Source organism: Marivibrio halodurans (genome assembly GCF_017963645.1).
In the GTDB taxonomy this organism is placed as follows: Bacteria; Pseudomonadota; Alphaproteobacteria; order UBA8366; family Aestuariispiraceae; genus Marivibrio; species Marivibrio halodurans.
Genome location: NZ_JAGMWN010000008.1, coordinates 56678 through 77461 on the forward strand (window position 1 = coordinate 56678; position 20784 = coordinate 77461).

The 20784-nt window shown below is 66.7% G+C and carries 23 protein-coding genes; 10 read left to right on the plus strand and 13 right to left on the minus strand.

Going from position 1 to position 20784, the window contains the following annotated elements; all coding sequences use genetic code 11:
* Positions 1–88 precede the first annotated feature (88 nt).
* From KAJ83_RS15615 to KAJ83_RS15630, 4 genes are read left to right on the plus strand one after another with little or no spacing between them, the layout of a single operon-like run.
* A complete protein-coding gene (locus KAJ83_RS15615; protein ID WP_210683035.1) occupies positions 89–640 on the plus strand; it encodes a TRAP transporter small permease in 552 nt (183 codons plus the stop codon).
* The gene (locus tag KAJ83_RS15620; RefSeq protein ID WP_210683036.1) at positions 640–1956 is read left to right on the plus strand and encodes a TRAP transporter large permease; all 1317 of its coding nucleotides are present in this window, start codon (positions 640–642) and stop codon (positions 1954–1956) included. The genes KAJ83_RS15615 and KAJ83_RS15620 overlap by 1 nt, the downstream gene beginning before the upstream one ends.
* On the plus strand, positions 1953–3326 hold the full coding sequence (locus KAJ83_RS15625) for a malonyl-CoA decarboxylase (protein WP_210683037.1): 1374 nt from the start codon (positions 1953–1955) through the stop codon (positions 3324–3326). Before KAJ83_RS15620 ends, KAJ83_RS15625 begins: the two co-directional genes overlap by 4 nt.
* Positions 3327–3335: 9 nt before the next feature.
* Entirely contained in the window at positions 3336–4847 is a 1512-nt protein-coding gene (locus tag KAJ83_RS15630; protein WP_210683038.1) for a malonate--CoA ligase, read from the plus strand.
* A gap of 17 nt (positions 4848–4864) precedes the next feature.
* Here the strand turns inward: KAJ83_RS15630 and KAJ83_RS15635 are convergent, their stop codons facing one another.
* Positions 4865–5569: a glutathione S-transferase C-terminal domain-containing protein gene (locus tag KAJ83_RS15635; protein WP_210683039.1), complete on the minus strand. Its 705-nt coding sequence runs from the start codon at positions 5567–5569 to the stop codon at positions 4865–4867.
* A gap of 29 nt (positions 5570–5598) precedes the next feature.
* Positions 5599–6795 carry a CaiB/BaiF CoA transferase family protein gene (locus KAJ83_RS15640; RefSeq protein ID WP_210683040.1) on the minus strand — a complete coding sequence of 399 codons (1197 nt, stop codon included), beginning with the start codon at positions 6793–6795 and terminating at the stop codon, positions 5599–5601.
* A 214-nt stretch (positions 6796–7009) separates the two neighbouring features.
* Here KAJ83_RS15640 and KAJ83_RS15645 point away from each other — a divergent pair, with 214 nt between their 5' ends.
* The gene (locus KAJ83_RS15645) at positions 7010–7612 is read left to right on the plus strand and encodes a flavin reductase family protein (protein ID WP_210683041.1); all 603 of its coding nucleotides are present in this window, start codon (positions 7010–7012) and stop codon (positions 7610–7612) included.
* Between the two features lie 6 nt (positions 7613–7618).
* Positions 7619–8398, plus strand: a complete 780-nt coding sequence (locus tag KAJ83_RS15650; RefSeq protein ID WP_210683042.1) for a sulfite exporter TauE/SafE family protein — start codon at positions 7619–7621, stop codon at positions 8396–8398.
* A gap of 143 nt (positions 8399–8541) precedes the next feature.
* On the opposite strand, the gene KAJ83_RS15655 is transcribed toward KAJ83_RS15650, so the two are convergent.
* The 7 genes from KAJ83_RS15655 to KAJ83_RS15685 form a co-directional block, all read right to left on the minus strand.
* Positions 8542–8943 (minus strand): hypothetical protein, encoded by a 402-nt coding sequence (locus KAJ83_RS15655; RefSeq protein WP_210683043.1) that lies wholly within the window; start codon positions 8941–8943, stop codon positions 8542–8544.
* Between the two features lie 143 nt (positions 8944–9086).
* Positions 9087–9914: a capsid assembly protein gene (locus KAJ83_RS15660; protein WP_246484699.1), complete on the minus strand. Its 828-nt coding sequence runs from the start codon at positions 9912–9914 to the stop codon at positions 9087–9089.
* A gap of 39 nt (positions 9915–9953) precedes the next feature.
* Positions 9954–10223 carry a Bbp19 family protein gene (locus tag KAJ83_RS15665; protein WP_210683044.1) on the minus strand — a complete coding sequence of 90 codons (270 nt, stop codon included), beginning with the start codon at positions 10221–10223 and terminating at the stop codon, positions 9954–9956.
* Positions 10220–11908 (minus strand): portal protein, encoded by a 1689-nt coding sequence (locus tag KAJ83_RS15670; RefSeq protein ID WP_210683045.1) that lies wholly within the window; start codon positions 11906–11908, stop codon positions 10220–10222. Before KAJ83_RS15670 ends, KAJ83_RS15665 begins: the two co-directional genes overlap by 4 nt.
* A gap of 8 nt (positions 11909–11916) precedes the next feature.
* On the minus strand, positions 11917–12165 hold the full coding sequence (locus KAJ83_RS15675) for a hypothetical protein (RefSeq protein WP_210683046.1): 249 nt from the start codon (positions 12163–12165) through the stop codon (positions 11917–11919).
* 85 nt (positions 12166–12250) lie between these two features.
* Positions 12251–12700, minus strand: a complete 450-nt coding sequence (locus KAJ83_RS15680; protein ID WP_210683047.1) for a hypothetical protein — start codon at positions 12698–12700, stop codon at positions 12251–12253.
* A 13-nt stretch (positions 12701–12713) separates the two neighbouring features.
* Entirely contained in the window at positions 12714–13085 is a 372-nt protein-coding gene (locus tag KAJ83_RS15685; RefSeq protein WP_210683048.1) for a hypothetical protein, read from the minus strand.
* A gap of 312 nt (positions 13086–13397) precedes the next feature.
* Between KAJ83_RS15685 and KAJ83_RS15690 the strand changes: the two genes are divergently transcribed.
* Both KAJ83_RS15690 and KAJ83_RS15695 read left to right on the plus strand, forming a co-directional pair.
* Entirely contained in the window at positions 13398–14021 is a 624-nt protein-coding gene (locus tag KAJ83_RS15690) for a S24 family peptidase (RefSeq protein WP_210683049.1), read from the plus strand.
* Positions 14022–14072: 51 nt separating this feature from the next.
* Positions 14073–14915 (plus strand): branched-chain amino acid aminotransferase, encoded by an 843-nt coding sequence (locus tag KAJ83_RS15695; RefSeq protein ID WP_210683050.1) that lies wholly within the window; start codon positions 14073–14075, stop codon positions 14913–14915.
* A gap of 19 nt (positions 14916–14934) precedes the next feature.
* On the opposite strand, the gene KAJ83_RS15700 is transcribed toward KAJ83_RS15695, so the two are convergent.
* Positions 14935–15213, minus strand: a complete 279-nt coding sequence (locus tag KAJ83_RS15700) for a DUF6460 domain-containing protein (RefSeq protein WP_210683051.1) — start codon at positions 15211–15213, stop codon at positions 14935–14937.
* A gap of 122 nt (positions 15214–15335) precedes the next feature.
* Between KAJ83_RS15700 and KAJ83_RS15705 the strand changes: the two genes are divergently transcribed.
* Entirely contained in the window at positions 15336–15674 is a 339-nt protein-coding gene (locus tag KAJ83_RS15705) for a hypothetical protein (protein WP_210683052.1), read from the plus strand.
* A gap of 80 nt (positions 15675–15754) precedes the next feature.
* On the opposite strand, the gene KAJ83_RS15710 is transcribed toward KAJ83_RS15705, so the two are convergent.
* The 3 genes from KAJ83_RS15710 to KAJ83_RS15720 form a co-directional block, all read right to left on the minus strand.
* On the minus strand, positions 15755–17074 hold the full coding sequence (locus KAJ83_RS15710; RefSeq protein ID WP_210683053.1) for an ATP-binding protein: 1320 nt from the start codon (positions 17072–17074) through the stop codon (positions 15755–15757).
* Positions 17075–17085: 11 nt separating this feature from the next.
* A complete protein-coding gene (locus KAJ83_RS15715; protein ID WP_210683054.1) occupies positions 17086–17781 on the minus strand; it encodes a response regulator in 696 nt (231 codons plus the stop codon).
* A gap of 114 nt (positions 17782–17895) precedes the next feature.
* Positions 17896–18411 carry a MarR family winged helix-turn-helix transcriptional regulator gene (locus KAJ83_RS15720; protein ID WP_210683118.1) on the minus strand — a complete coding sequence of 172 codons (516 nt, stop codon included), beginning with the start codon at positions 18409–18411 and terminating at the stop codon, positions 17896–17898.
* 316 nt (positions 18412–18727) lie between these two features.
* Here KAJ83_RS15720 and KAJ83_RS15725 point away from each other — a divergent pair, with 316 nt between their 5' ends.
* The gene (locus tag KAJ83_RS15725; protein ID WP_210683055.1) at positions 18728–19642 is read left to right on the plus strand and encodes a branched-chain amino acid aminotransferase; all 915 of its coding nucleotides are present in this window, start codon (positions 18728–18730) and stop codon (positions 19640–19642) included.
* The last annotated feature ends 1142 nt before the right edge of the window (positions 19643–20784 follow it).

Sequence of the window (20784 nt, forward strand, 5' to 3'; positions counted from 1 at the left end):
CTGCCCGGCGGGGCGGCCCGGCCCCCGGACGCCCCGCCGGTTCTTTCCCCGATCCCCCAACCGCTTGAGACGATGCGGGAGTCGAAGCATGGCGGACAGCCCTGACGATCGCGCGGCCAGATCGAAGGAGCCGATCTATCTGCGCGCGGTCGATCTTCTTTCCCAGATTTGCGGAATAACGGCGGCGATCTTCATCGTGGCCTCGGTCGCGATCACCTGCCAGATGATCTTCGTGCGCGGCGTGTTGAACCATTCGACCATCTGGCAGACCGAGATGGTGGTTTATCTGATGATCTCCGCGACGCTGGTGGGCTTACCCTATGTGCAGCGTTTGGGCGGTCATGTGAATGTCGATCTGGTGCCGTTGCTGTTGCCCCAGCCTGCGCGGCGCGTCCTGGCGATCGCGGTGCAACTCGCCGCGATGGTCGTGATCGGCATCATGCTCGTCCACGGCTACGAGATGTGGGTTGCCGCGTTCGATCGCGGCTGGCGGTCCGATAGCGTCTGGGGGGTCCGGTTGTGGATACCCTATCTGGCGCTGCCGGTCGGCCTTGGCCTTTACCTGCTGCAACTGCTGGCGGATCTGATCGCGGTCCTCGCCGGCTATCGGCGTCCCTTCGGGCTCGAGGAGCGCGGCTGATGGATCCCCTGATGCTCGGTCTGATCGTCGCGGTGGTGACGATCCTGGTTCTGTTCTCCGGAATATCGGTCGCGACCGGCCTGCTGGTCGTCGCCGCCGGGTTCCTCGTCATCTTCGACGGCGTCCGCTCGCTGGAGCTTATGCCGGAGATTTTCTTCGGGAAGCTCGACAATTTCGCGCTGCTGTCGATTCCGATGTTCATCATCATGGGGGCGTCGATCTCCTCCACCCGCGCGGGCGCCGACCTTTACGAGGCGCTGGATCGCTGGCTGACGCGCGTGCCGGGCGGGCTCGTCATCTCCAATCTCGGGGCCTGCGCGCTGTTCGCCGCGATGTCGGGCTCCTCCCCCGCCACCTGCGCGGCGATCGGCAAGATGGGCATTCCCGAGATGCGCAAGCGCGGCTACCCGGACGGCGTCGCCGCCGGGTCGATCGCGGCTGGCGGGACGCTCGGCATCCTGATTCCGCCCTCGGTTACCATGATCGTCTACGGCATCGCGACGGAGACCTCGATCGGCCGCTTGTTCCTGGCGGGCGTTTTCCCGGGCTTGTTGCTGGTCGCGCTCTTCATGGCCTGGTCGCTTTATGGCACCTGGCGCAGCGGGTCGGCCGCGATCCTGAAGCCGCGCGATTTCACATTGCGCGAGAAGATCGAGATCCTGCCCTGGGTGCTGCCCTTCCTGCTGATCATCCTGGGCGTGCTGGTGGCGATGTATGGCGGCTATGCCACGCCCTCGGAGACGGCGGCCGTCGGCGCGCTTCTATGTCTCGCCGTGGCGGTGGTGATCTACCGGCTGTTCAATCCGAAGGCCTGGTGGGCGGTCTTGCGGGATTCGACACGGGAAAGCGTGATGATCCTGTTCATCATCGCGGCCGCCGGTGTCTTCTCCTACATGCTCTCCAGCCTGTTCATCACCCAGTCGATCGCGGAATGGATCGGCACGCTGGAGGTCAATCGCTGGGTTCTGATGATCTTCATCAACCTGTTCCTGCTGATCGCCGGCTTCTTCCTGCCGCCCGTCGCGGTCATCCTGATGTCGGCGCCGATCCTGCTGCCGATCGTCACCGCGGCCGGGTTCGATCCGTACTGGTTCGCGGTGGTTCTGACGATCAATATGGAGATCGGTTTGATCTCCCCGCCGGTCGGGCTCAACCTCTACGTCATAAACGGTATCGCGCCGGATATCTCGCTGCGCACGATCCTGGTGGGATCGCTTCCCTATGTCTTCTGCATGGTGGCGTCCATCGTGATCCTGTGCCTCTTTCCGGAAATCGCCACATGGCTGCCGGAACTGGTGCTGGGGCCGGCGATATGACGCGCGCGACGAGCTTCTTCAACGAGCTGATCGGGGCCATTCTCGATCGCCGGCCGGGGCGGCCCGCCTCGCTCGACGGACGGCCGGTGGAGACGCTCTGCGCCGATCTGCTGTCCAGCCGGGGCGAGATTTCCAGCAACCGCATCGGGGCCGCGATCCTCGACGGCTATCGCGCGATGGACGAGGCGGGGCGGCGTGCCTTCTTCGGCTATCTGACGGAGGCGCTGGACCTGGACCCGGAGGGTGCGGCCGAAGCCGCCCGCCGCTATGCCGAGGCGCCGACGGTGGAGAATCTGGCGGCCTTGGAGCGTCATGCCGAGCCCCGGCGGCAGGAACTGTTCCGCCGCCTCAACCATGTTCCCGGCGCCACGGCGGAGATGGTGGCGATGCGCCGCGATCTGATCGGCCTGTTGAAGGAGAACGCGGCGCTGCGTCGCACCGATCACGACCTACAGCATCTGCTGCGCTCCTGGTTCAATCGCGGCTTCCTGGTGCTGCGCCCGATCAGTTGGCGCACGCCCGCGCATATTCTGGAAAAAGTCATCGCCTATGAGGCGGTGCATGCCATTACAAGTTGGGAGGAATTGCGTCGGCGGTTGGAACCTTCGGACCGGCGCTGCTTCGCCTTTTTTCACCCTTCGATGCCGGACGAACCGCTGGTTTTCGTCGAGGTGGCGTTGACGCGCGGCATCCCGGGTTCGATCCAGGCGGTGCTCTCCGACGACCGGCAGGTGCTGCCGGAACGCGATGCGGATACGGCCGTTTTCTATTCCATTTCCAACTGTCAGGCCGGATTGCGCGGCATTTCCTTCGGCAATTCGTTGATCAAGCAGGTGGTGGCCGATCTCTCCGCCGAGATGCCGTGGCTCAAGACCTTCGTCACGCTGTCGCCGGTGCCGGGTTTCAACCGGTGGCTCGACGCGCTGGCCGAGGATGCGCCCTGGGCCGGGGAGGCGGCATCGGTGCGCGATGCGCGCCGCACCGCGATGGAGACCGGCGATTTTTCGGCGTTGGAGGCGGCGGGGGAGACGCTGCGCCGGATGGCCGCGCATTACCTGTTCCACGAGAAACGCGGCGACGGCCTGCCGCTCGACCCGGTCGCGCGCTTCCATCTCGGCAATGGCGCGATGCTGCACGCGGTCCATGCGCTCGCCGACCGGTCCGGTAACGGCTTGGCGCTGGCCAGCGGGGTCATGGTGAATTACCTCTACGATCTGGGGGCGGTGGAACGGAACCATGAGGACTTCGCCGGTTCCGGCACCGTCGCCACCTCCCGCGCGGTGCGCGAGCTTGCCGGCCGCGCGCCCGCGCGTTCCCAGACCGGTGCGAATCAAATCGGCCCAACCCAGAGCCGCATGACCCAGAGTTGAAGACCCGAAATGACCAATCCACTCCATGATGCCCTGTTCGCCCCGCATGTCGGCAGCGACCGGACCCTGATGATCCTGCCGGACGGTCGGCGGATTTCCTATGGCGCCTTCCTGGAGATGGCGGCGCGCTTCGCTCATGTCTTCGCCGACGCCGGGTTGGTGCCCGGGGACCGTCTGGCGGTGCAGGTCGAGAAATCGCCGGAGGCGCTGGCCGTCTATGCCGCCTGCACCCAGGCCGGCATCGTCTTCCTGCCGCTCAACACCGCCTATACCGCCGCCGAGGTGGATTATTTCGTCGGCGACGCGACGCCCGGCATCCTGTTGGTCGATCCCCGGAACGAACCGGCGCTGGCCCCGATCGCGGAAAGCCTCGGGACGAAGCTGCTGACCCTCGACGCGGATGGTGGCGGCAGCCTGCCTGAGGCCGCGGCCGACAAGCCGGGGCGGTTCGAGCCGCGCGCGCGAACGGAGGAGGATCTGGCGGCGCTGCTCTACACTTCCGGTACGACGGGCCGCTCGAAGGGGGCGATGCTGACGCAGGCGAACCTGCTCTCCAACGCGCGAAGCTTGGTCGAGGAATGGCGCTTTACGGCCGACGACGTGCTGCTCCACGCCCTGCCGATCTTCCATACGCACGGGCTTTTCGTCGCCTCCAACGTCACCTTCCTGGCCGGCGGGTCGATGCTGTTCCATCCGGGCTTCAAGCTGGATCGGATGATCGAGGCCCTGCCGAAGGCAACCGCGATGATGGGGGTGCCGACCTTCTATACCCGGCTGTTGGACGACCCGCGCTTCACGCGCGATCTGGTCGGGCATATGCGTCTTTTCGTATCCGGCAGCGCGCCGCTTCTGGCGGAAACGCACACGGCGTTCGAGGAACGCACTGGCCATCGTATCCTCGAACGCTATGGCATGACCGAGACCAACATGAACACCTCCAACCCCTATGACGGGGAACGCCGGGCGGGGACGGTCGGCTTCCCGCTTCCGGGGGTGGAGCTTCGCATCATGGACCCGGATACCGACGCACCCGTGGCCGACGGCGCGGTCGGGATCATCGAGGTGCGCGGTCCGAACGTCTTCAAGGGCTATTGGCAGATGCCGGAGAAGACCAAGGAGGAATTGCGCGAGGACGGTTTCTTCATCACCGGCGACATGGGGCAGTTGGATGCCGACGGCTATGTCCAGATCGTCGGCCGGGCGAAGGATCTGATTATTTCCGGCGGATACAATATCTATCCGAAGGAGATCGAACTGCTGCTGGACGAGCAGGAGGGCGTGCTGGAATCCGCCGTCGTCGGCGTGCCGCACCCGGATTTCGGGGAGGCCGTGGTCGCCGTGCTGGTGCCGCGCAAGGGAGAGGCCCTCGATACCGATGCGCTGGCGGAGGCGATCAAGCCGCGCATCGCGCGCTTCAAGCAGCCGAAGGCCTTGTTCGTCGCGGACTCCCTGCCGCGCAACACGATGGGCAAGGTGCAGAAGAATATCCTCCGCGACCGTTACGCCGATCTGTTCGCCTAAACCGGGGGGAGGTGCCCCTATCGGCGTACCGAGTCCGCGTTCTGCCGGAACAGCAGCGCGCGCTCGGCATCGTCGGGCGGGGCGCTGCGCCGGTATTCCCGGCCGAGATCGACCGCCCGCCGGACGGCCGGGCGCTCCTTGATCGCTTTCCGCCAGCGCGCGACATGGGGGAAGTCGTCGAGCGGCTGGCCCAGCGGCTTGGCGATGAAGGCCCAGGGCCAGCAGCACATATCCGCGATGGAATAATCCGCGCCGAGGATGAAGGCGCGATCCGCCAGCCGCTTGTCCAGCACCGCCAGGCATCGGGCATATTCCCCGGCATAGCGATCCAGCGCGTAGGCATCCTCATGCGGGGCGTAGTTCCGGAAATGGCTCAGTTGCCCCGCCATCGGCCCCAGATTGCCGGTCTGCCAGAACAGCCATTCCTCGCACTCCTTCCGCCCGCGCGGGTCGTTCGGCATGAAGCGTCCCGTCCGCCGGGCGAGGTGGAGGAGGATCGCGCCGGATTCGAAGACCGGTATCGGCCCGCCGTCGTCCGTCTCCCCCTCGTGGTCCAGGATCGCGGGCATGCGGTTGTTCGGGCTGATCGCCAGGAAATCCGGGTGGAACTGGTCCCCCTTGCCGATATCGAGCGGGATCATGCGATAGGGAAGGGCGCATTCCTCCAGCATAATCGCGATCTTCCAGCCGTTCGGCGTGGGCCAGTAGTGGAAATCGATCATCGCGAGGCACTCCTTGCCGCGTCGTGGAATCAATCGTCCGCCGCGCCGATCACGCCCTCGGCCGTCAGCCGGTCCAGGGTCGCGGCGTCGTAGCCCGCTTCCGACAGCACCGCGCGGCTATGCTCGCCCAGTCGCGGCGCGCCGAAGCGGATACCGGCGGGGGTGGCGGAAAAGGCGGCCGCCGGCGCCGCCTGACGCAGTCGTCCGGCATGCGGATGGTCGCTTTCCAGGATAAGGCCGTTCTCGATCATCTGCGGATGCTCGATCATCTGGGCGCGGGTTAGCACCGGCGCGCAGGGCACGCCCTCCGCCTCCAGGCGGTTCAGCCAATGCTCGGCCGTGTCGCTCGCCAGCACCTCCTGGGTCAGCGCGAGGCGCTCGTCGATATTCTCGTGCCGCAGCGCGGGCGTGGCGAAACGCGCATCCTCCAGCCATTCCGGCTTATCCAGCGCGCGGGTCAGCCCGGTCCATTCCCGGTCGCTCTGCACCGCGACGGAGATATAGCCGCTTCGCGTCTCATAGATCAGGTCGATGAAGCTCGCGGCCTTGGCCTGGGGGATTTCCGCGCCGACGAAGGTCTGGCTGCCCATGTCGGAGCCCCAGAGGAACGCGACGACCGCCCCCAGCATGGAGAGCGAGACATGCTGGCCCTTGCCCGTGCGTTCCCGGTGGAGGAGGGCGGCGGTCACGGCCTGGGCCATCATCACGCCGGTCAGCTTGTCCGGCAGGATGGTGCGCACCAGACGCGGACGTTCCGTGTCGGCACCCGCCTGCACCGTCGTCAGGCCGGAAAGCGCCTGGACCAACGGGTCGTAGACCGGCTTGGCGACATAGGGGCCACGATCGCCGAAACCGCTGATCGAGACATAGATGATGTCCGGGCGCACGGCGCGGATCGCGGCCTCGCCGATGCCCATGCGCTCGGCCACGCCGGGGCGGAAGTTCTGGACGAAGACGTCCGAATCCGCCGCCAGCCGCTTGAGCGCCGCGATCCCTTCCGGGTGCTTCAGGTCGAGCGCGACCGAACGCTTGTTGCGGTTGTTGTTGAGGAACCCGGCCGACAGATCGCCGCGCCGGTTGGCGATGGCGCGGGTATGGTCGCCGCCCGCGCGTTTCTCGACCTTGATGACGTCGGCCCCCTGATCCGCCAGCATCATGGTGCCGAGCGGTCCGGAGATCATCGATGTCGTATCCAGCACGCGGATATCGGCGAGGGGGCCGGCCATGGGTGCTCTCCTTTAATGCGGCACGGGTCAGCGTCCCTATATAACCCGCACCGGCCCCGCCTTCGATAGGCCACGGGCGGCCAAGCACTTTTGCCGTCCGGTCACGGCCGTTTCGCCCCGGGATGGCTTGTCCGGTCCGGATAAAGGCGGCATCACTGTAATCGCCATCGCGCGCCCGGTTCCGGGCGCTCCATCCGAATAGGTCGCTGCATTCATGTTCTTCGAGCCCGGTCACCATCGCGCGGCGGGTTTGCCGCATAATCCGTTCAAGGCGCTGATCCTGCCCCGGCCGATCGGATGGATCAGTTCCGTGGATGCCGGGGGGACGGTCAATCTGGCCCCCTTCAGCTTCTTCAACGCGGTCTCGGAGGATCCGCCGATCCTGCTCTTCTCCGCCAACCGGAAGGAGGGGGGCGCGCGGAAGGATACGCTCGCCAATATCGAGGCGACGGGCGAATTCGTGGCGAACATCGCGACCCACGCGCTGCGTGACGCGGTGAAGAGGAGCGGCGAGGCCGTCGATCCCGAGATCGACGAGTTCGCGTTGAGCGGCCTGACCCCCATGCCCTCCGAACGGGTGGCGCCGCCCCGCGTGCGCGAAGCGCCGGCGCACATGGAATGCGTGCTGGAGCGTCTCGTCGACATGCCGCCGGGCGCGGATGGGCGGCATTGCACGCTGGTCCTCGGCCGGGTCGTCGGTATCCATGTCGACCCGGCCGTGCTGGCCGACGGGCTGGTCGATGTGCGCCGCTTGCAGCCGCTCTCCCGTCTCGGCTATCGCGAATATGCCTCCACTCTCGATGCGTTCGAGGTCTGAGGACGCATGCCGGAGCTTGCGACCCTCTTCGCGGGGATGACGCCCGGGGCCTGGGCGATGCTCGTGTTCGCCATGCTGTGCGGCGGGCTCGTCAAGGGCGTGCACGGGATCGGCCTGCCCCTCGTATCGGTGCCGATCCTGTCGGCGGCGTTGCCGGTCCAGACCGCGATCGCGGTGACGCTGCTGCCGGTTCTCGTCACCAACGCCTATCAAATCCGGCTGGGGCGCGATGTGCTGCCGATCGCGCGCCGGTTCGCGCTTCTGCTGGCCGGGTTGGTGGTCGGAATACTGGCCGGCGTCTATATGCTCGCCAACCTGTCGACGGATTTCGTGACGGTGATCCTGGGGGTGATCGTGCTTTGTTTCGTCGTGCTCCGGCTATGCGCTCCGCGATGGCGGTTGGGCGCGCGGGGGGAACGCGTGTGCGCGCTTCCCGTCGGTCTGACCGCGGGCGTGATCGGCGGGGTTTCCTCGCTCTATGGAATACCGGTCACGATCTTCCTGAGCACGCTAGGCCTCGACCGGCAGACGTTCGTGCGGACCATCGGCCTCGTCTTCGTGACGGGCATGGTGCCGCTCTATGCCGCCTTCACGGCCTTCGAAATCCAGGGCCCGCGTGAGATCGCGTTGTCCCTCGTGGCGCTCGTTCCGGTCTTTATCGGCTATCTGATCGGGGAGCGCCTGCGCGGGATCATTTCCGAGGTGGCGTTCCAACGGGGCTTCACGGTCCTGCTCGCCGCGCTCGGCGTCACCCTGCTCTATCGCGGGATAAGCGCGCTTCTATAGGGAAACGGTCCGGGCCCGGGAATCGAACGGCCGGCGACCCGATGCGGGCGGCCGGCCGTCCTCACGCTCGTATTCCCGTTGTTTCCCGCTCTACCGCGGTGGCGCCTCCATTTACTGGGTGGGTTTTGCTGGGGCCGCGACGATCAGCCGTAGAGCCGGCGGAAACCTTCGCTTACCCGATCGAGGATGGCGGGGTCCTTGTCCCGCCAATAGCGCGGGTCCCGCATCATCCGGCGCAATGCCTCCTCGTCCGGGGCACGCCCGGCATGGGGGGCGGCCAACGGATCGCGGTCGACCCGGGGTGTGGCGCCGGGCAGGGAGGTGTCGGGCATCGCGGCGCGCGGTTTCCCGTCGGGTCCGTCATCGCGGGTCAGCGGGCGCATCAACTCGTAGAATTCCGGCCCGAAGGCCTTGGCCATCAGGGCGGCGACGCGCGGGGTCACCGCCGCGTCGAGTTCGAGACGCTCGGCCCGCGTCAGGACGAGCAGTCCCTCCGCCAGCACCGCGACACCGTCGGCGCGCGGCGCGGCATTCGTCTGGGACATCGGGTGTTCCATGGTCCTTTATTTCTCCTTCGTTCGCGTGATTGTTTCGATCCGGTGGGGCTATGCGCCGTCCCTGGGGGCAGGCGCGCGCATTCCGTCCGCGATCGCCAGGGGCGGACGGGCGCCGGGGACCCCGCCGGCGGTCAGCCGGACGGGTAAAGTCGTTTGAAGCCGTCGCTCACCTCGCGCTGGATCGCGGGGTCGCGGTCCCGCCAGTAGCGGGGGTCGCGCATCTTCCGGCGCAACTGGTCCTCGGTCAGTTCGGGCACCGGCTCGCCCTGGCCAAGCGGGGCCGGCTCCTCCTTCCGTTCCATCATCCGGTGGAGCGCGAGAACCCCTTCATAGGTCGAGGCGAGGGCCTTGTAGGCATCCTCCGGCAGCTTGCCGCGCGCCCAGCGCAGCAACTGACGGCGCACCTCCGTCCAGCGTTCCGGCCCACCGAAATGCGCTTCCAGTCGCGCCTTGTGCTCCGCGCCGGCGGCCCGCATGGCGAGGCCGCGCGCGACCGGAGTCAGCACCTCGGACGCCAGATCGTAGACGAGTTGCACCTGATCCTCGGTGAAACCGGCGGCATGAAGCATCTCGTTGACCGCCGGATCGGATCGCACGAAGGGATCGTCGATATCGATGCGGTAGGCCGCGGCGCTGTCCGGGACGCCCGGCCGGGGCAGCTGCGCGGCGGCCGGCATGTGGGCCGGGGCGTCGGTGCCTTCCGACAGCCGTCTTTCCAATGCGCGGTAGGAACGGATCAGCGCGTCGAGGCGCACCGTGCCGCCGGCGGCGTCCCAGAATTTGTCGGGCAGTCCCTTCGGCTTGGTGCCGGGCGCGGCGGCCTCATCCGGATGCGGCGTCGTGTCGGCGACACCGTGGACGGCGCCGGCCGGGCTGCCCTTCGGCGGCGTGGAGGGCCGGAACGTGGGTGAAGAGGGCACGGGGGCCTCTTCGGTCCGGGGTGGGGTGGGGATAGGCATGAATATCGTCTCCTTGGTCGTCCGGTGTCGTGGTGGCCGTCAGGCGCGCGCGCCGGGGGCGGTGCGCCCACGTTCGATCAGGCCGAGGATGTGGTGATGGAGTCGCCGCTGCCCTTCGAGGTCGCGCAGGCCGGCGTCGCTCGCCTCTGGGCCGAGAACGCGCTCGACCGTGATGCGGGCCAGATGGGCGAGCGCGCGCTCGCCATCCGCGCCGGCGAAGCAGCGCGCGAAGGCAACTTCCGTCAATCGACGCTCCTCGGCGGCGGCGTCGGGCGTGGGGGCGTCGTGCGGGCGATAGGGGCGGCTCATGCGGCGCTCTCCTTGGTCGGGGCCGGCGTGGGCGCGCCCGGTGCGGCGGCGGGATCGCGCGCCGCGTGGGACGCGGGGCTGCCGGCCGCGCCGAGCAAGTCCACCGCCGCGGCGAGTTGCGATGCACCATCGGGGGGCGGGATATCCCCCGAGACGCCTGCCGGTGTGCCGGACGGCATGCCGGCGGGCGCCTCGGAAGCCGCGTCGTCGCGCAGCAGATGCTCCGGCACATCCATGCTCCGGGCGAGCCAGCGCGCGGCCTCGCCGGCATCGATCACGGCACCTGCCTCCGGGCCGAGCATCATCACCATCTCGACCCATTTCATCGCGTTCTGGGTTTCCGCCCGCTTGCGATGGCGGGTGATCGGGGCGACCACATGCAGGTCGATCTCGCGGCCGTCGATCCGCATCGCCGGAATCTCGCCCCGGCGTTGCAGGATGGCGAGCGCGCGCCGCGCGAGCGGCATCATCAATTCGCTCTGCAATCGGCCATAGGTCGCGCCAAGCATGCGCGCGGTCTCGGCCGAGCGCTCCAGCACCTCCGTCGCCGTCATGCGGGGATCGTTGATCTGGCCGAGCCGGTCGGCGAGCAGCCCCCGGCGGATGCGCGCGCGGACATCCTCCAGCACCAATTGGGAGATATCGAACTCCCCCGGTGCCTTCAGCGGCGTCAGGCCGGAGGACCCCACCGCCTTCGGGATGATCGTGCCGGGGGCGAGTTTCACCGTCGCCGGGTTGAGCACGCCGTCGTCATCGGCCTGCCAGATGCCGGTCACCGCGATGGTCGCGTTCTTGAGCACCAGTTCGACCACCTTGTTGGCGGTCTTGATGTCCGGCAGGGTCTTCATGACGGGCGAGCGGCCGTAGATCTCGCCCGGTGCCTTCATCCATCGGAAATTGATGAAAGGGGAGGCGTCGAAGCGGCCCTCGGCCAGGATTTGGGAGTCCCCGCCGCTTCCCGCGCCACCCTCCAGGATGGCCATGTAGCGGAAGCCGCGCGGCCGGTCGGGCAGCACCGCCTCGATCACCGCATGGCGCGGCTCGCCGTCGTCGCCGTCCCGGTCGGTGGCATCCTCCGGCGGCCGGGCGTCCGGAAAGCGTTCCCGGAATTGCAGACCGGTCAGCCGGACGCGGCGATAGGTGACGTCTAGGCGGCCGCTCGCTCCTTCCTCAAGCACCGCCTCGCCGACCGGCACGGCGGTAAAGCGGAAGGCGCTGCGCTCGCCCAGATCGGCTTCCTCGAACATCAGGCTGGCGGTACCCGCCGTCACGAGGTCGAGGAAGCACTGATGGATCTCGACCGCGATGTTCGAATTGTCGAAATGGCTTTGCAGGACGGCGGAAATTTCGTCCAGCGGCTTCGCCACCCGCTTGGCCTGCGCCGGGGTCAGGTCGCAGCCGGGGACGAGGTCGAACCACCGCGCATAGGGCGGGGTCAGTTCCGCCATCAGACTGGCTGCCAACTGCTCCACGGCATCGGGCGCGGTCGAATCGAACAGGCGGTCCGTCTTCTTCGCGCCGGGCGCCTGCCGGTCCAGGGCGCCGTCGCGCTGCGGCAAGGCATGGGCGTAGCATTCGCGCCAATGGCTTTCCCAGGCGCTACGGCGGCTTTTCGCCCGCTCGTAGCGGCGGGTCAGGCTGTCCGGAGCGATGGCCGGAGCGATGGCCGTGGTGATGGGGGACATCGCGACGCTCACTCGCCGAGCTTGGTCTTGCCGGCCTGCGCGCCGGGAATGGGCGCGAGCGCGCCGGTGGCGGAGGTCTTGATCGTGCCCGTCCGCCCCCGGCGGCGGCGGGCGATGGATTCCAGGCGCGCCTCTCGCGCGCTTTCCTCGGGATCGTCGTTCGTCTCCGCGTCGAGGTCGAGCGGTGCGGGTTCGCTGGACGGCGCCGACGCGGGGGCGGGTGCCGGCGGCTCGGGGCTGCTGAAAATACCACCCATGGGATGTTCCTTTCCTGTCTTGAGGAAGCTGTGCGCGGAGGTCGAGGGGCCGTTCCGCATGAAATTTATCCCGATATGTTCTCAATTATCGGAATTTAAGGATTGTGGTCGAGAATAATTTTTTGTCAACACTTTCATCGTGTGATTTTGATAAAATACCGAATAACCCGCGTGGAGTAAGAACATATACAGACTCCATGGCGAGGAGGCGGATGCACAATTCCACGCAAGTGAAGGGGCGCATCCGCCGGATACATGGGGGGGCGCGGCGTGCCGAACGGATCGGCAGGACCCGATCTCCCCTGCGGGTCAACCGGCCCAGCAGGCGGGTTAGCGCGGCCGTGTCGAAGCGTTGCAACGCCACGCGGCCAGGCAGGGAATCGATCATCAGCCAGTCGTCATCGCCTTGCGGCAGAATCAAGAAGCAATGTCGGAAGCCGCGCGGCAACAGCCGCATCCAGCCTATGCCCGTCCGGTCGGAGAAGACGATCAGCGCCGTTTTCGAAGGGGTGGGGGAATTCAGGCATAAATTCATATTTTGTTCTCTTTCATGATTGTATGAAGCCCTTGGCGCGCAAGATATCGTCGACCTCTCGAAGGCCGGCGTCCCATAGATCGGCGGCCTCCGTCTCTTCCTCGACCCTTGGGTCCGGCGGACGGTGCAGGCGGGCGAAGCGAAACATGACGTCGAGGTGCTCACGCCCGATGCGGCGTGAGCGGTATAGACGCGCGGCGGCGTTCAAGATGTCACGCGCCTCGCACGGGCGGATTATCGCGGCGCGGCCGGCGCGATTTCGGGCGCCGGCCATGCGATTGTCGTGGGAGTCGATGGCCCAGAACCAGGCTTCCTCCGCGCAGGCGAAGGGGGTTTCCGATCCGGCGCAGTCGATCGACCGGGGCGAATAGCGCGGGTGCGGCATTCGACCATCCTTCCAATCGGCGCTGGCGGAAGTCGGGAAGACACTGAATACGAGCGTTGAATATGAGTTACATTCTATCCGTTAAGGAGTCAATATGACCGGACTCAAATGACGGTTATTTTAGAACAAAACAAGGTTCTATTGGAGGTTTGAACTGCCGATGGGTGTGGCGAGAGAGGTCCGTTTCCTTGGAATCGCTTGAGCAGCCGGGATTCAGCGGTAAAGTGAACGCCGTTCCGAACGCGTTCCACACCTTCTGTTCACTGGAACTAGGGGAGCGCGCCTTTCCATGAGGCCCGCAAGGGTAATTAAATGAAGCATGAGGATATCTGGCGCGGTATCGACCGGTTGGCGGAGGCCCGGGGCCTCTCCGTCTCCGGCATGGCTCGGCGTGCCGGCCTTGACCCCACCACCTTCAACCGCAGCAAACGAATCGGCGGCGACGGCAAGAGGCGGTGGCCGACGACGGAGAGCCTGGCCAAGATCCTGCGGGCGACCGACGCGACGCTCGGCGATTTCGTGGCGATGATGCATGACGGTTCGAACGCCGTCACCTACACGATCCCCGCCGCCGAGACGAGCGAGGCCGCGCTGCCCGAGATGTTCGACGAGGATGGCTTTCCGATGGGGCCGAGCTGGGGCAAGATCGAGTTTCCGGCGGTCAACGACCCGGATGTCTTCGGCCTGTTCGTCGAGGGGGACGGGTTCGAGCCTGTCTACCGCGATGGCGATGTTCTGATCGTCTCGCCCCATGCCAGCGTCCGGCGTGGGGACCGCGTGCTCGCGCGGCAACGCGGCGCCGGCCTGATCATCCGCCGGCTGGTGCGTCAAACCGCCCATCGGGTCGAGTTGTCGCCCGTCGCGATGGGGGAGGTGGAGACGCACATGGCGCAGGATGTCCTGTGGATGTCCCGAATCGTTTGGGCGCAGCAATAGCCGGGCACGGTCGTCCGGGATCTTTAGTTTGGACCGAGGAGAAGGAAGACGATGGCTATCGGATATACCTATGTGGACGGCGATTGGCGCGACATGAACGATCCGCTTTTCGCGTCGAGCTGCCATGGGGTTTGGCTGTCCTCCTTCATTTTCGACGGTGCCCGCGCCTTCGAGGGCGTGGCGCCCGATCTCGACCGGCATTGCGAGCGGACGGTCAATTCGGCCGAAACGATGGGGCTCGGCGTGCCGATGGCGGCCGGCGCGATGGAGGAGATCGCGCGCGAGGGGATCGCCAAGTTCGGCGCCGACGCGGAACTTTATGTCCGCCCCATGGTCTGGACCGACGGCGGTTTCGTGGCCCCGGATCCGGAGACGGTGCGCTTCGCGCTTACCGTCTATGAAATGCCGATGCCGAGCGAGACCGGTTTCACGGCGTGCTTGTCGACCCGCCGTCGACCGTCGCCCGACATGGCGCCGACCGATGCGAAGGCGGCGTGCCTCTATCCCAATGCCGGCCGCGCGATCGCGGAGGCGCGGGCGCGCGGCTTCGACAATGCCGTCATGCTGGACCCGATGGGCAATGTGGCGGAGTTCGCGACCGCCAACCTGTTCATCGTCAAGGACGGGGTCGCGGTGACGCCGGCGCCGAACGGCTGTTTCCTCAATGGCATCACCCGCCAGCGCGTCATCAAGCTGTTGCGCGACAAAGGCCAGGAGGTTGTCGAGGGCCGGGTCACGCCGCGCGACCTGATGGAGGCCGACGAAATCTTCAACACCGGCAATTACGGCAAGGTCCTGCCGGTGGTGAAGTACGAGGATCGCGCGCTTCAGCCGGGCCCGGTCTTCCGGATGGCGCGGGACTTGTACTGGTCGTTCGCGCACGCGGGGCGGTAACGCCCCGTTGGCGCGGCGCTCAGTCGCGGCGTCGTCTTCCCGACATGGCATTGACCAGGGTGACGATCAGCCAAAGCGGCACCACGATCACGGCCCCGATCACGATATAACCGGCGCCCCATTCGACGAATTCCGTCGCCTTGGTGAAGATCGCCAGGACCGTATCGCCGAAATTGGCGAAGATGTCCTCCGGCGTGATGTCGAGCCATCGCAGGACGAGCCCCACGACGAGGCTGGCGAGCGCCAGCTTGAGCACGGTCTTGAGCACATCGCTGGGTGTCGGGGCTTGGATCGCCATCGGCCGGATCTCCCGGATCGCGTTTCACGAATATCCTATCCGCCTAGCCCAAGCATCGGACGAGGGCAAGTCCGGGCGCGTCGCCATGGCATGACGCCCGTGTCCCGCCTATATTCCAGGACATGGGACGATCCGTCGCGATAGGGGCCATCGGCGCCGTGCTATTCCTGCTGCCCCCGGCGGCCGGTACGGTCCGGGCGGACGATAGGGCCGGTTACGGCGCCGGCGGCCCGTCGGTGGGGGAACATGGCGTCACCGGGGGCGTCGCCGGCCCGGGCTCGGAATCCGGGGCGCGGGCCTTGCCCTATGGCCGTTCGCCGACCCCGACCGACGAGCAATGGCGCGAGATCGAACGACGCATCGAGGCGGAACTGGAAGCCAGCCGCCGCCTGCGCCGGGGTGCCGGCACGCTGGAGAAGAATCTGACGCCGCCGCCGTCCGAGGCGCCCGCCCCCGACTGATTGGGTGAGCGATTGACTGGGTGAGCGACTGATTTGGGGCACCGATTGTTGGCCGCATGCGGCCGGGATTGGCGGTCGCCCTACATCGGCAGGCGAATCCGTGCGCGCAGCCCGCCATGGGGGCTGTCCTCCAGCGTCAGATCGCCACCATGGACGCGCGCCACGTCGAGCGAGATCGAGAGGCCGAGGCCCGTGCCGCCCGTTTCCGGATTGCGCGAGCGGTCGAGGCGATAGAAGGGCCGAAACGCATCCTCCCGGCTGTCGGCGGGGATGCCGGGGCCGTCGTCATCCACCGTCACCTCGATCGCGTCGCCCCGCTTGCCGGCGCGGAGCCAGACCGTCTTGCCGTAGCGGCTGGCGTTGGCGACGAGATTGTCGACGCAGCGCCGGAAGGCGTTCGGCTTGATCCAGGTGATGATCCGTCCTTCCACATGACAGTCGATGGAAATGCCACCGGCCTTCCATTTCTCCGCCACGTCGATCACCAGGTCGGAGAGGTCGGTTTCCATGGAGGCCTCGCCACCCTCGCCCCGGGCGAAGGTGAGATAGCCTTCGATCATCTTCTCCATTTCCAGGACGTTTTCCTTCAACTCCCGGCTTTCCGGGTCGTCGCGCAGCATGGCGAGTTGCAGGCGCATGCGGGTCAGCGGCGTGCGCAGGTCGTGGCTGACGCCGGACAGCATGTCGGTGCGCTGACGGATCTGGCGGCGGATACGTTCCGCCATCAAATTGAAGGCGGCGGCGGCCTGGCGGACCTCCAGCGCGCCTTCCAGCTTGTATTCCTCCTCCGGTTCCCGCCCCTTGCCGAAACTATCCACCGCACGGGCCAGTCGGCGCAGCGGGCGCACCTGATTGCGCATGAAGACGGACGCGACCGCGAACAGGATCAGCGAGGTGCCGATCATCCACAGAATGAAGATATAGGTCGTGGAGGAGAACAGCCGGCTGCCCGGCACCACCACGCTCAGGACCGCGTCGGCCAGTTGCACGTCGATCACGACCCGGTCCTCGAATTGGGTGCTGTCGATGCGATAGGGGCGCTTCACCCGCTCGTCGAGCGCCTTGGCCAGCAGCGCGTCGATGAAGCCATAGCGCTTCTGCTCCTCCTGGTTCGGCAGGATCTCGCCCGGCTCCAGGCTGAGCTTGAGTTCCATCGAGCGGGCCGCATCCTCGAAGATACGCTCGGCCGCGTCCGGCTCGCGCCGGACCTGTTGCATCACATTGGCGATGTCCCCGGCGAGCGAGGATGTCAGCCGCCAGGTGATCGTGTCCCAATGCCGGTCATAGAAGATATAGGCGGAGACCACTTGCAGCAGGATCAGCGGACTGACGATGATCAACAGCGACCGGCCCAGCAGGGTGCGGGGCAGGAAGCCCTTGATCCACGCGCGAATGTTCATGAGGCCCCCGACTAGTCCGGTCGCAGGACGTAGCCACGCCCGCGGATCGTCTGCAGATAGCGTGGCACGCGCGGGTCGGGCTCGACCTTCCGGCGCAGCCGGTTGACCTGGACATCGACCGTCCGGTCCCCGCCGTCGATGTCGCACAGGCGGGTCAGTTCCTCCCGGCTCATCACGCGGCCCGGTTCCCCGGCCAGCGCGCGCAGCAGCGCGGTTTCCGTCGTGGTCAGCCGTACCGGCGCCTCGCCCTCCAGCAGCAATTCGCGATTGAGGTCGAAGCGGAAGCCGCCGAGCCGCACCTGATTGGGCCGGATCGGCATATCGGCCTGGGGCGCGCGTCGCAGGATGGCGTTGATGCGCAGGACCAATTCCCGTGGCTCGAACGGCTTCGGCAGATAGTCGTCGGCGCCGGCCTCCAACCCTTCGATCCGGCTGTCGGAATCGCCCATCGCGGTCAGCATCACGATCGGCACGCCGCTGTCCTCTCGCAGGGATTTGGCGAGGTCCAGCCCGCTTTCCCCCGGCATCATGATGTCGAGGACGAGGAGATCGAAGGCGAGCGCCGCCATTTTCTGCCGGGCCTCGGCGGCATGGGCGGCGGTGGTTACCCGGAATCCTTCCTGGCTGAGATAACTTTTCAACAGATCGCGCAGCCGCGTGTCGTCATCGACCACCAGCACATGCGCTTCCGATCCGGGATAATCCATTGTCGCGGAAACCATCGCACCATTGACCCAAGCGGCTGATCCAAGCGGCGCTCCGGCCGCGTGGCCGGGCCGCCGGCGCAGTATAACGACGGGGCGCGGCGCGCGCGAGGCTCGCTATCGTCGTGGAGGGGTGCCGTCGAACTTCGCGCGGTCCTTGGAGTCCGACATGATGCCGCGCATCACCTTGCGGAAGCCTTCAACGGCTTCCGCGCCGGCCTCGCGATAGGCGCGCGCGATGCGGTGGCGTTGGTTCTCGGTCAGGGCCTGTTCCAGTTCCCGCCCGCGCTCGGTCAACTCCAGCAAGCGCTGACGCCGATCCTGGGGGCCCGGCGTCTGGCGGATATAGCCGTCCTCGACCAATTGGCCGAGAACGCGGCTCAGGCTCTGTTTGGTGATTTGCAGGATTTCCAGCAAGGCCGAGACATGCAGGCCCGGATAGCGGCCGACGAAATAGATCACGCGGTGATGCGCCCGGCCGAGTCCGCGCTCGGCCAGCATGGCGTCCGGCTCCGCGATGAAATCGCGGTAGGCGTAGAACAGCATCTCGATGCCCTGGCGCAACTCCTCCTCCCGCAGGAAGAGCGGGTTGGCCCCCGCCTTGCCGAGTGGCTTCGGACTCGCCGCGCCCATCGGGCGACGCCGGATCGAGGCGCCCTGCTCGATGCCGCCTTCGACCTTGGCGTCGGTCCCCCGTTCGACTCCCCGGGTGGGATCGGAAATGTCGCTCTTCGGGTTTTTGTCGAAATTTTGGTCAGCCATGTTGACGTATATGCCTCACGATGTTACGTAACGCAAGCTCAGGGCGTAATAGATCGTGGCAAAAGCGCGGTCAAATTGGAAACTAAATTACGCAAAATCTGAGATCGATAGGGATAACAGTGACTTGACCCCATCACGCAATTCGGCGCGGCGATGGGGCCGGGCGGAAACGGTACGGAGTGGAACAATGTCGCTAATGCCATTCGACGATCGGGACGGGTTCATCTGGATGAACGGCGCGATGGTGCCGTGGCGCGAGGCCAATCTTCATGTTCTGAGCCACGCGCTGCACTATGCCTCCGCCGTTTTCGAGGGGGAGCGCGTCTATGGCGGCGAGGTCTTCAAGCTGACCGAGCATACCGAGCGTTTGGTCGAGTCCGGGCGTCTGTTGGATTTCGAGGTGCCCTACACGGTCGAGGAGATCGACCAGGCCTGCCGCGACATCGTCGAGAAGAACGGCATCGTCGACGGCTATCTGCGCCCGATTGCCTGGCGCGGGTCGGAGATGATGGGTGTTTCCGCGCAGAAGACCCGGGTGAATGTCGCGATCGCGGCGTGGGAATGGCCGGCCTATTTCTCGCCGGAGGCGCGGATGCGCGGCCTCAGGATGCGCATCGCCGATTGGCGCCGTCCGGCACCGGACACCGCGCCGACGCGGTCCAAGGCGGCGGGTCTCTACATGATCTGCACCTTGTCCAAGCACAAGGCGGAGGCCGAGGGCTATCACGACGCGCTGATGCTCGATTGGCGTGGCTATGTCGCCGAGGCGACGGGCGCGAACATCTTCTTCCTGATGCCGGATGGGAAGCTGCATACGCCGAAGCCGGATTGTTTCCTGGACGGGATCACCCGGCGCACGGTGATCGATCTGGCCAAGCGACGGGGGTTCGAGGTGGTGGAGCGCCATATCGAACCGCACGAATTGGCCGAGGCGACGGAAGCCTTCCTGACGGGCACGGCGGTCGAGGTCACGCCGATCGCCTCGATCGGGGAGTATGAGTTCCAGCCGGGGCGGACCTGCGAGACGCTGATGGATGATTATGATCGGGAGGTCCGGCGCGTCTCCAAGGAGGCCGCGCTGATTTCCGGTTCGGCGGCCTAGACGGCCGGACGATAAACCGGGTTCGTATCGATTGGGCGCGATGGGGCGATGAATGAATCGCCACCGTCGCGCCCTTTTTCTTCGCTTGCCGTCCTTTCTCCTCGATTAACAAGGATCGCCGTCCGGTTAATCCGCCATGGACCGCGGCCCATGAACCGGCCCCATGAAAAAGAGAGGCCCCGGCGGCGACCCGACGATATGTCGGCGCGGCCGGGGCCTCCCGGGTCGAGGCCCATTTCGGGCCGGACCGTTCGCGCCACCTTGAACGGGGCGCGGGTGACGTCGCGGACGCCTCGGGTCGAGGGCGCCGATACCCGCGCGAACCCGGCCTGACGGCCGGCGCGCGAGGTGACCGGGCCTCGCGATCCGCCGGATGATCCGGTTTTCGATCCGATCGGCTGCGAGTCCTGTCCCGTCCGGTATCCCGGTCACCCTGGCAAAGCACCAAGCTGCCGGACGGATCGACCGCCACGACCGGACCGGCATGCCGGTCCGACGGATATTCCCGAACCAAGCCCCGTGGATCCAGGTCGGCAGCCCACGGTTTTACCCGTGCCCTGACGCGACTCAGGAGATCCCCGGCCGTTTCGGCGCCGTTCCGCGATGCCCGTTCCCGTGCCCCCTCGTGGGAGAAACGGGGTCAAGCGCCGTGGCCCGGCCTCGACCGGCCGCCGCCTTCCGGCTGCGAGGGAGATGTTCTCCCAAGCCCGTCCGGCGGGGTGCCGCCCCCGGGTCGCCGCCCGTTCCCGGCCGCGTCGCTGCGCGGCCGATCGACTTCGACCCGGCGGCTTACGGTTCTCCGCCGACCGTCCGTTGCCGAACGTCCGACGGAACCGGGCGTCATCGAAATCGACTCCAGCGCCAGACCTTGAGGTCTGGGCGGACCGATCGGGCATGGGCCGGGGAGGTGAGCCCCCGGCGCCGTCGCGCCACTCACGTCCCGTCCGGCCCCGTTGGAGCCGTCCGGACGCGAGCCGATGCGCCCGCCGACGTCTCCCCATCGGTTCCGCGCCGGCCCAGGACCGTCACGCCATCTGGCGCCGTCCTTCATGACCGGGCGGAAGCGATGGATACCGTCGGCGCATCCGCGTATTCCACAGTCTGCGAACCAAGCACGGGGCTGTCCATGGAAAAGTAATTTT

What these genes read in the sequence shown, in the direction of transcription:
- KAJ83_RS15615 (WP_210683035.1), top strand. Translation starts at nt 89, where the DNA reads ATGGCGGACAGCCCTGACGATCGCGCGGCCAGATCGAAGGAGCCGATC.
- KAJ83_RS15620 (WP_210683036.1), top strand. Translation starts at nt 640, where the DNA reads ATGGATCCCCTGATGCTCGGTCTGATCGTCGCGGTGGTGACGATCCTG.
- KAJ83_RS15625 (WP_210683037.1), top strand. Translation starts at nt 1,953, where the DNA reads ATGACGCGCGCGACGAGCTTCTTCAACGAGCTGATCGGGGCCATTCTC.
- KAJ83_RS15630 (WP_210683038.1), top strand. Translation starts at nt 3,336, where the DNA reads ATGACCAATCCACTCCATGATGCCCTGTTCGCCCCGCATGTCGGCAGC.
- KAJ83_RS15635 (WP_210683039.1), bottom strand. Translation starts at nt 5,569, where the DNA reads ATGATCGATTTCCACTACTGGCCCACGCCGAACGGCTGGAAGATCGCG.
- KAJ83_RS15640 (WP_210683040.1), bottom strand. Translation starts at nt 6,795, where the DNA reads ATGGCCGGCCCCCTCGCCGATATCCGCGTGCTGGATACGACATCGATG.
- KAJ83_RS15645 (WP_210683041.1), top strand. Translation starts at nt 7,010, where the DNA reads ATGTTCTTCGAGCCCGGTCACCATCGCGCGGCGGGTTTGCCGCATAAT.
- KAJ83_RS15650 (WP_210683042.1), top strand. Translation starts at nt 7,619, where the DNA reads ATGCCGGAGCTTGCGACCCTCTTCGCGGGGATGACGCCCGGGGCCTGG.
- KAJ83_RS15655 (WP_210683043.1), bottom strand. Translation starts at nt 8,943, where the DNA reads ATGTCCCAGACGAATGCCGCGCCGCGCGCCGACGGTGTCGCGGTGCTG.
- KAJ83_RS15660 (WP_246484699.1), bottom strand. Translation starts at nt 9,914, where the DNA reads ATGCCTATCCCCACCCCACCCCGGACCGAAGAGGCCCCCGTGCCCTCT.
- KAJ83_RS15665 (WP_210683044.1), bottom strand. Translation starts at nt 10,223, where the DNA reads ATGAGCCGCCCCTATCGCCCGCACGACGCCCCCACGCCCGACGCCGCC.
- KAJ83_RS15670 (WP_210683045.1), bottom strand. Translation starts at nt 11,908, where the DNA reads ATGTCCCCCATCACCACGGCCATCGCTCCGGCCATCGCTCCGGACAGC.
- KAJ83_RS15675 (WP_210683046.1), bottom strand. Translation starts at nt 12,165, where the DNA reads ATGGGTGGTATTTTCAGCAGCCCCGAGCCGCCGGCACCCGCCCCCGCG.
- KAJ83_RS15680 (WP_210683047.1), bottom strand. Translation starts at nt 12,700, where the DNA reads ATGAATTTATGCCTGAATTCCCCCACCCCTTCGAAAACGGCGCTGATC.
- KAJ83_RS15685 (WP_210683048.1), bottom strand. Translation starts at nt 13,085, where the DNA reads ATGCCGCACCCGCGCTATTCGCCCCGGTCGATCGACTGCGCCGGATCG.
- KAJ83_RS15690 (WP_210683049.1), top strand. Translation starts at nt 13,398, where the DNA reads ATGAAGCATGAGGATATCTGGCGCGGTATCGACCGGTTGGCGGAGGCC.
- KAJ83_RS15695 (WP_210683050.1), top strand. Translation starts at nt 14,073, where the DNA reads ATGGCTATCGGATATACCTATGTGGACGGCGATTGGCGCGACATGAAC.
- KAJ83_RS15700 (WP_210683051.1), bottom strand. Translation starts at nt 15,213, where the DNA reads ATGGCGATCCAAGCCCCGACACCCAGCGATGTGCTCAAGACCGTGCTC.
- KAJ83_RS15705 (WP_210683052.1), top strand. Translation starts at nt 15,336, where the DNA reads ATGGGACGATCCGTCGCGATAGGGGCCATCGGCGCCGTGCTATTCCTG.
- KAJ83_RS15710 (WP_210683053.1), bottom strand. Translation starts at nt 17,074, where the DNA reads ATGAACATTCGCGCGTGGATCAAGGGCTTCCTGCCCCGCACCCTGCTG.
- KAJ83_RS15715 (WP_210683054.1), bottom strand. Translation starts at nt 17,781, where the DNA reads ATGGATTATCCCGGATCGGAAGCGCATGTGCTGGTGGTCGATGACGAC.
- KAJ83_RS15720 (WP_210683118.1), bottom strand. Translation starts at nt 18,411, where the DNA reads ATGGGCGCGGCGAGTCCGAAGCCACTCGGCAAGGCGGGGGCCAACCCG.
- KAJ83_RS15725 (WP_210683055.1), top strand. Translation starts at nt 18,728, where the DNA reads ATGTCGCTAATGCCATTCGACGATCGGGACGGGTTCATCTGGATGAAC.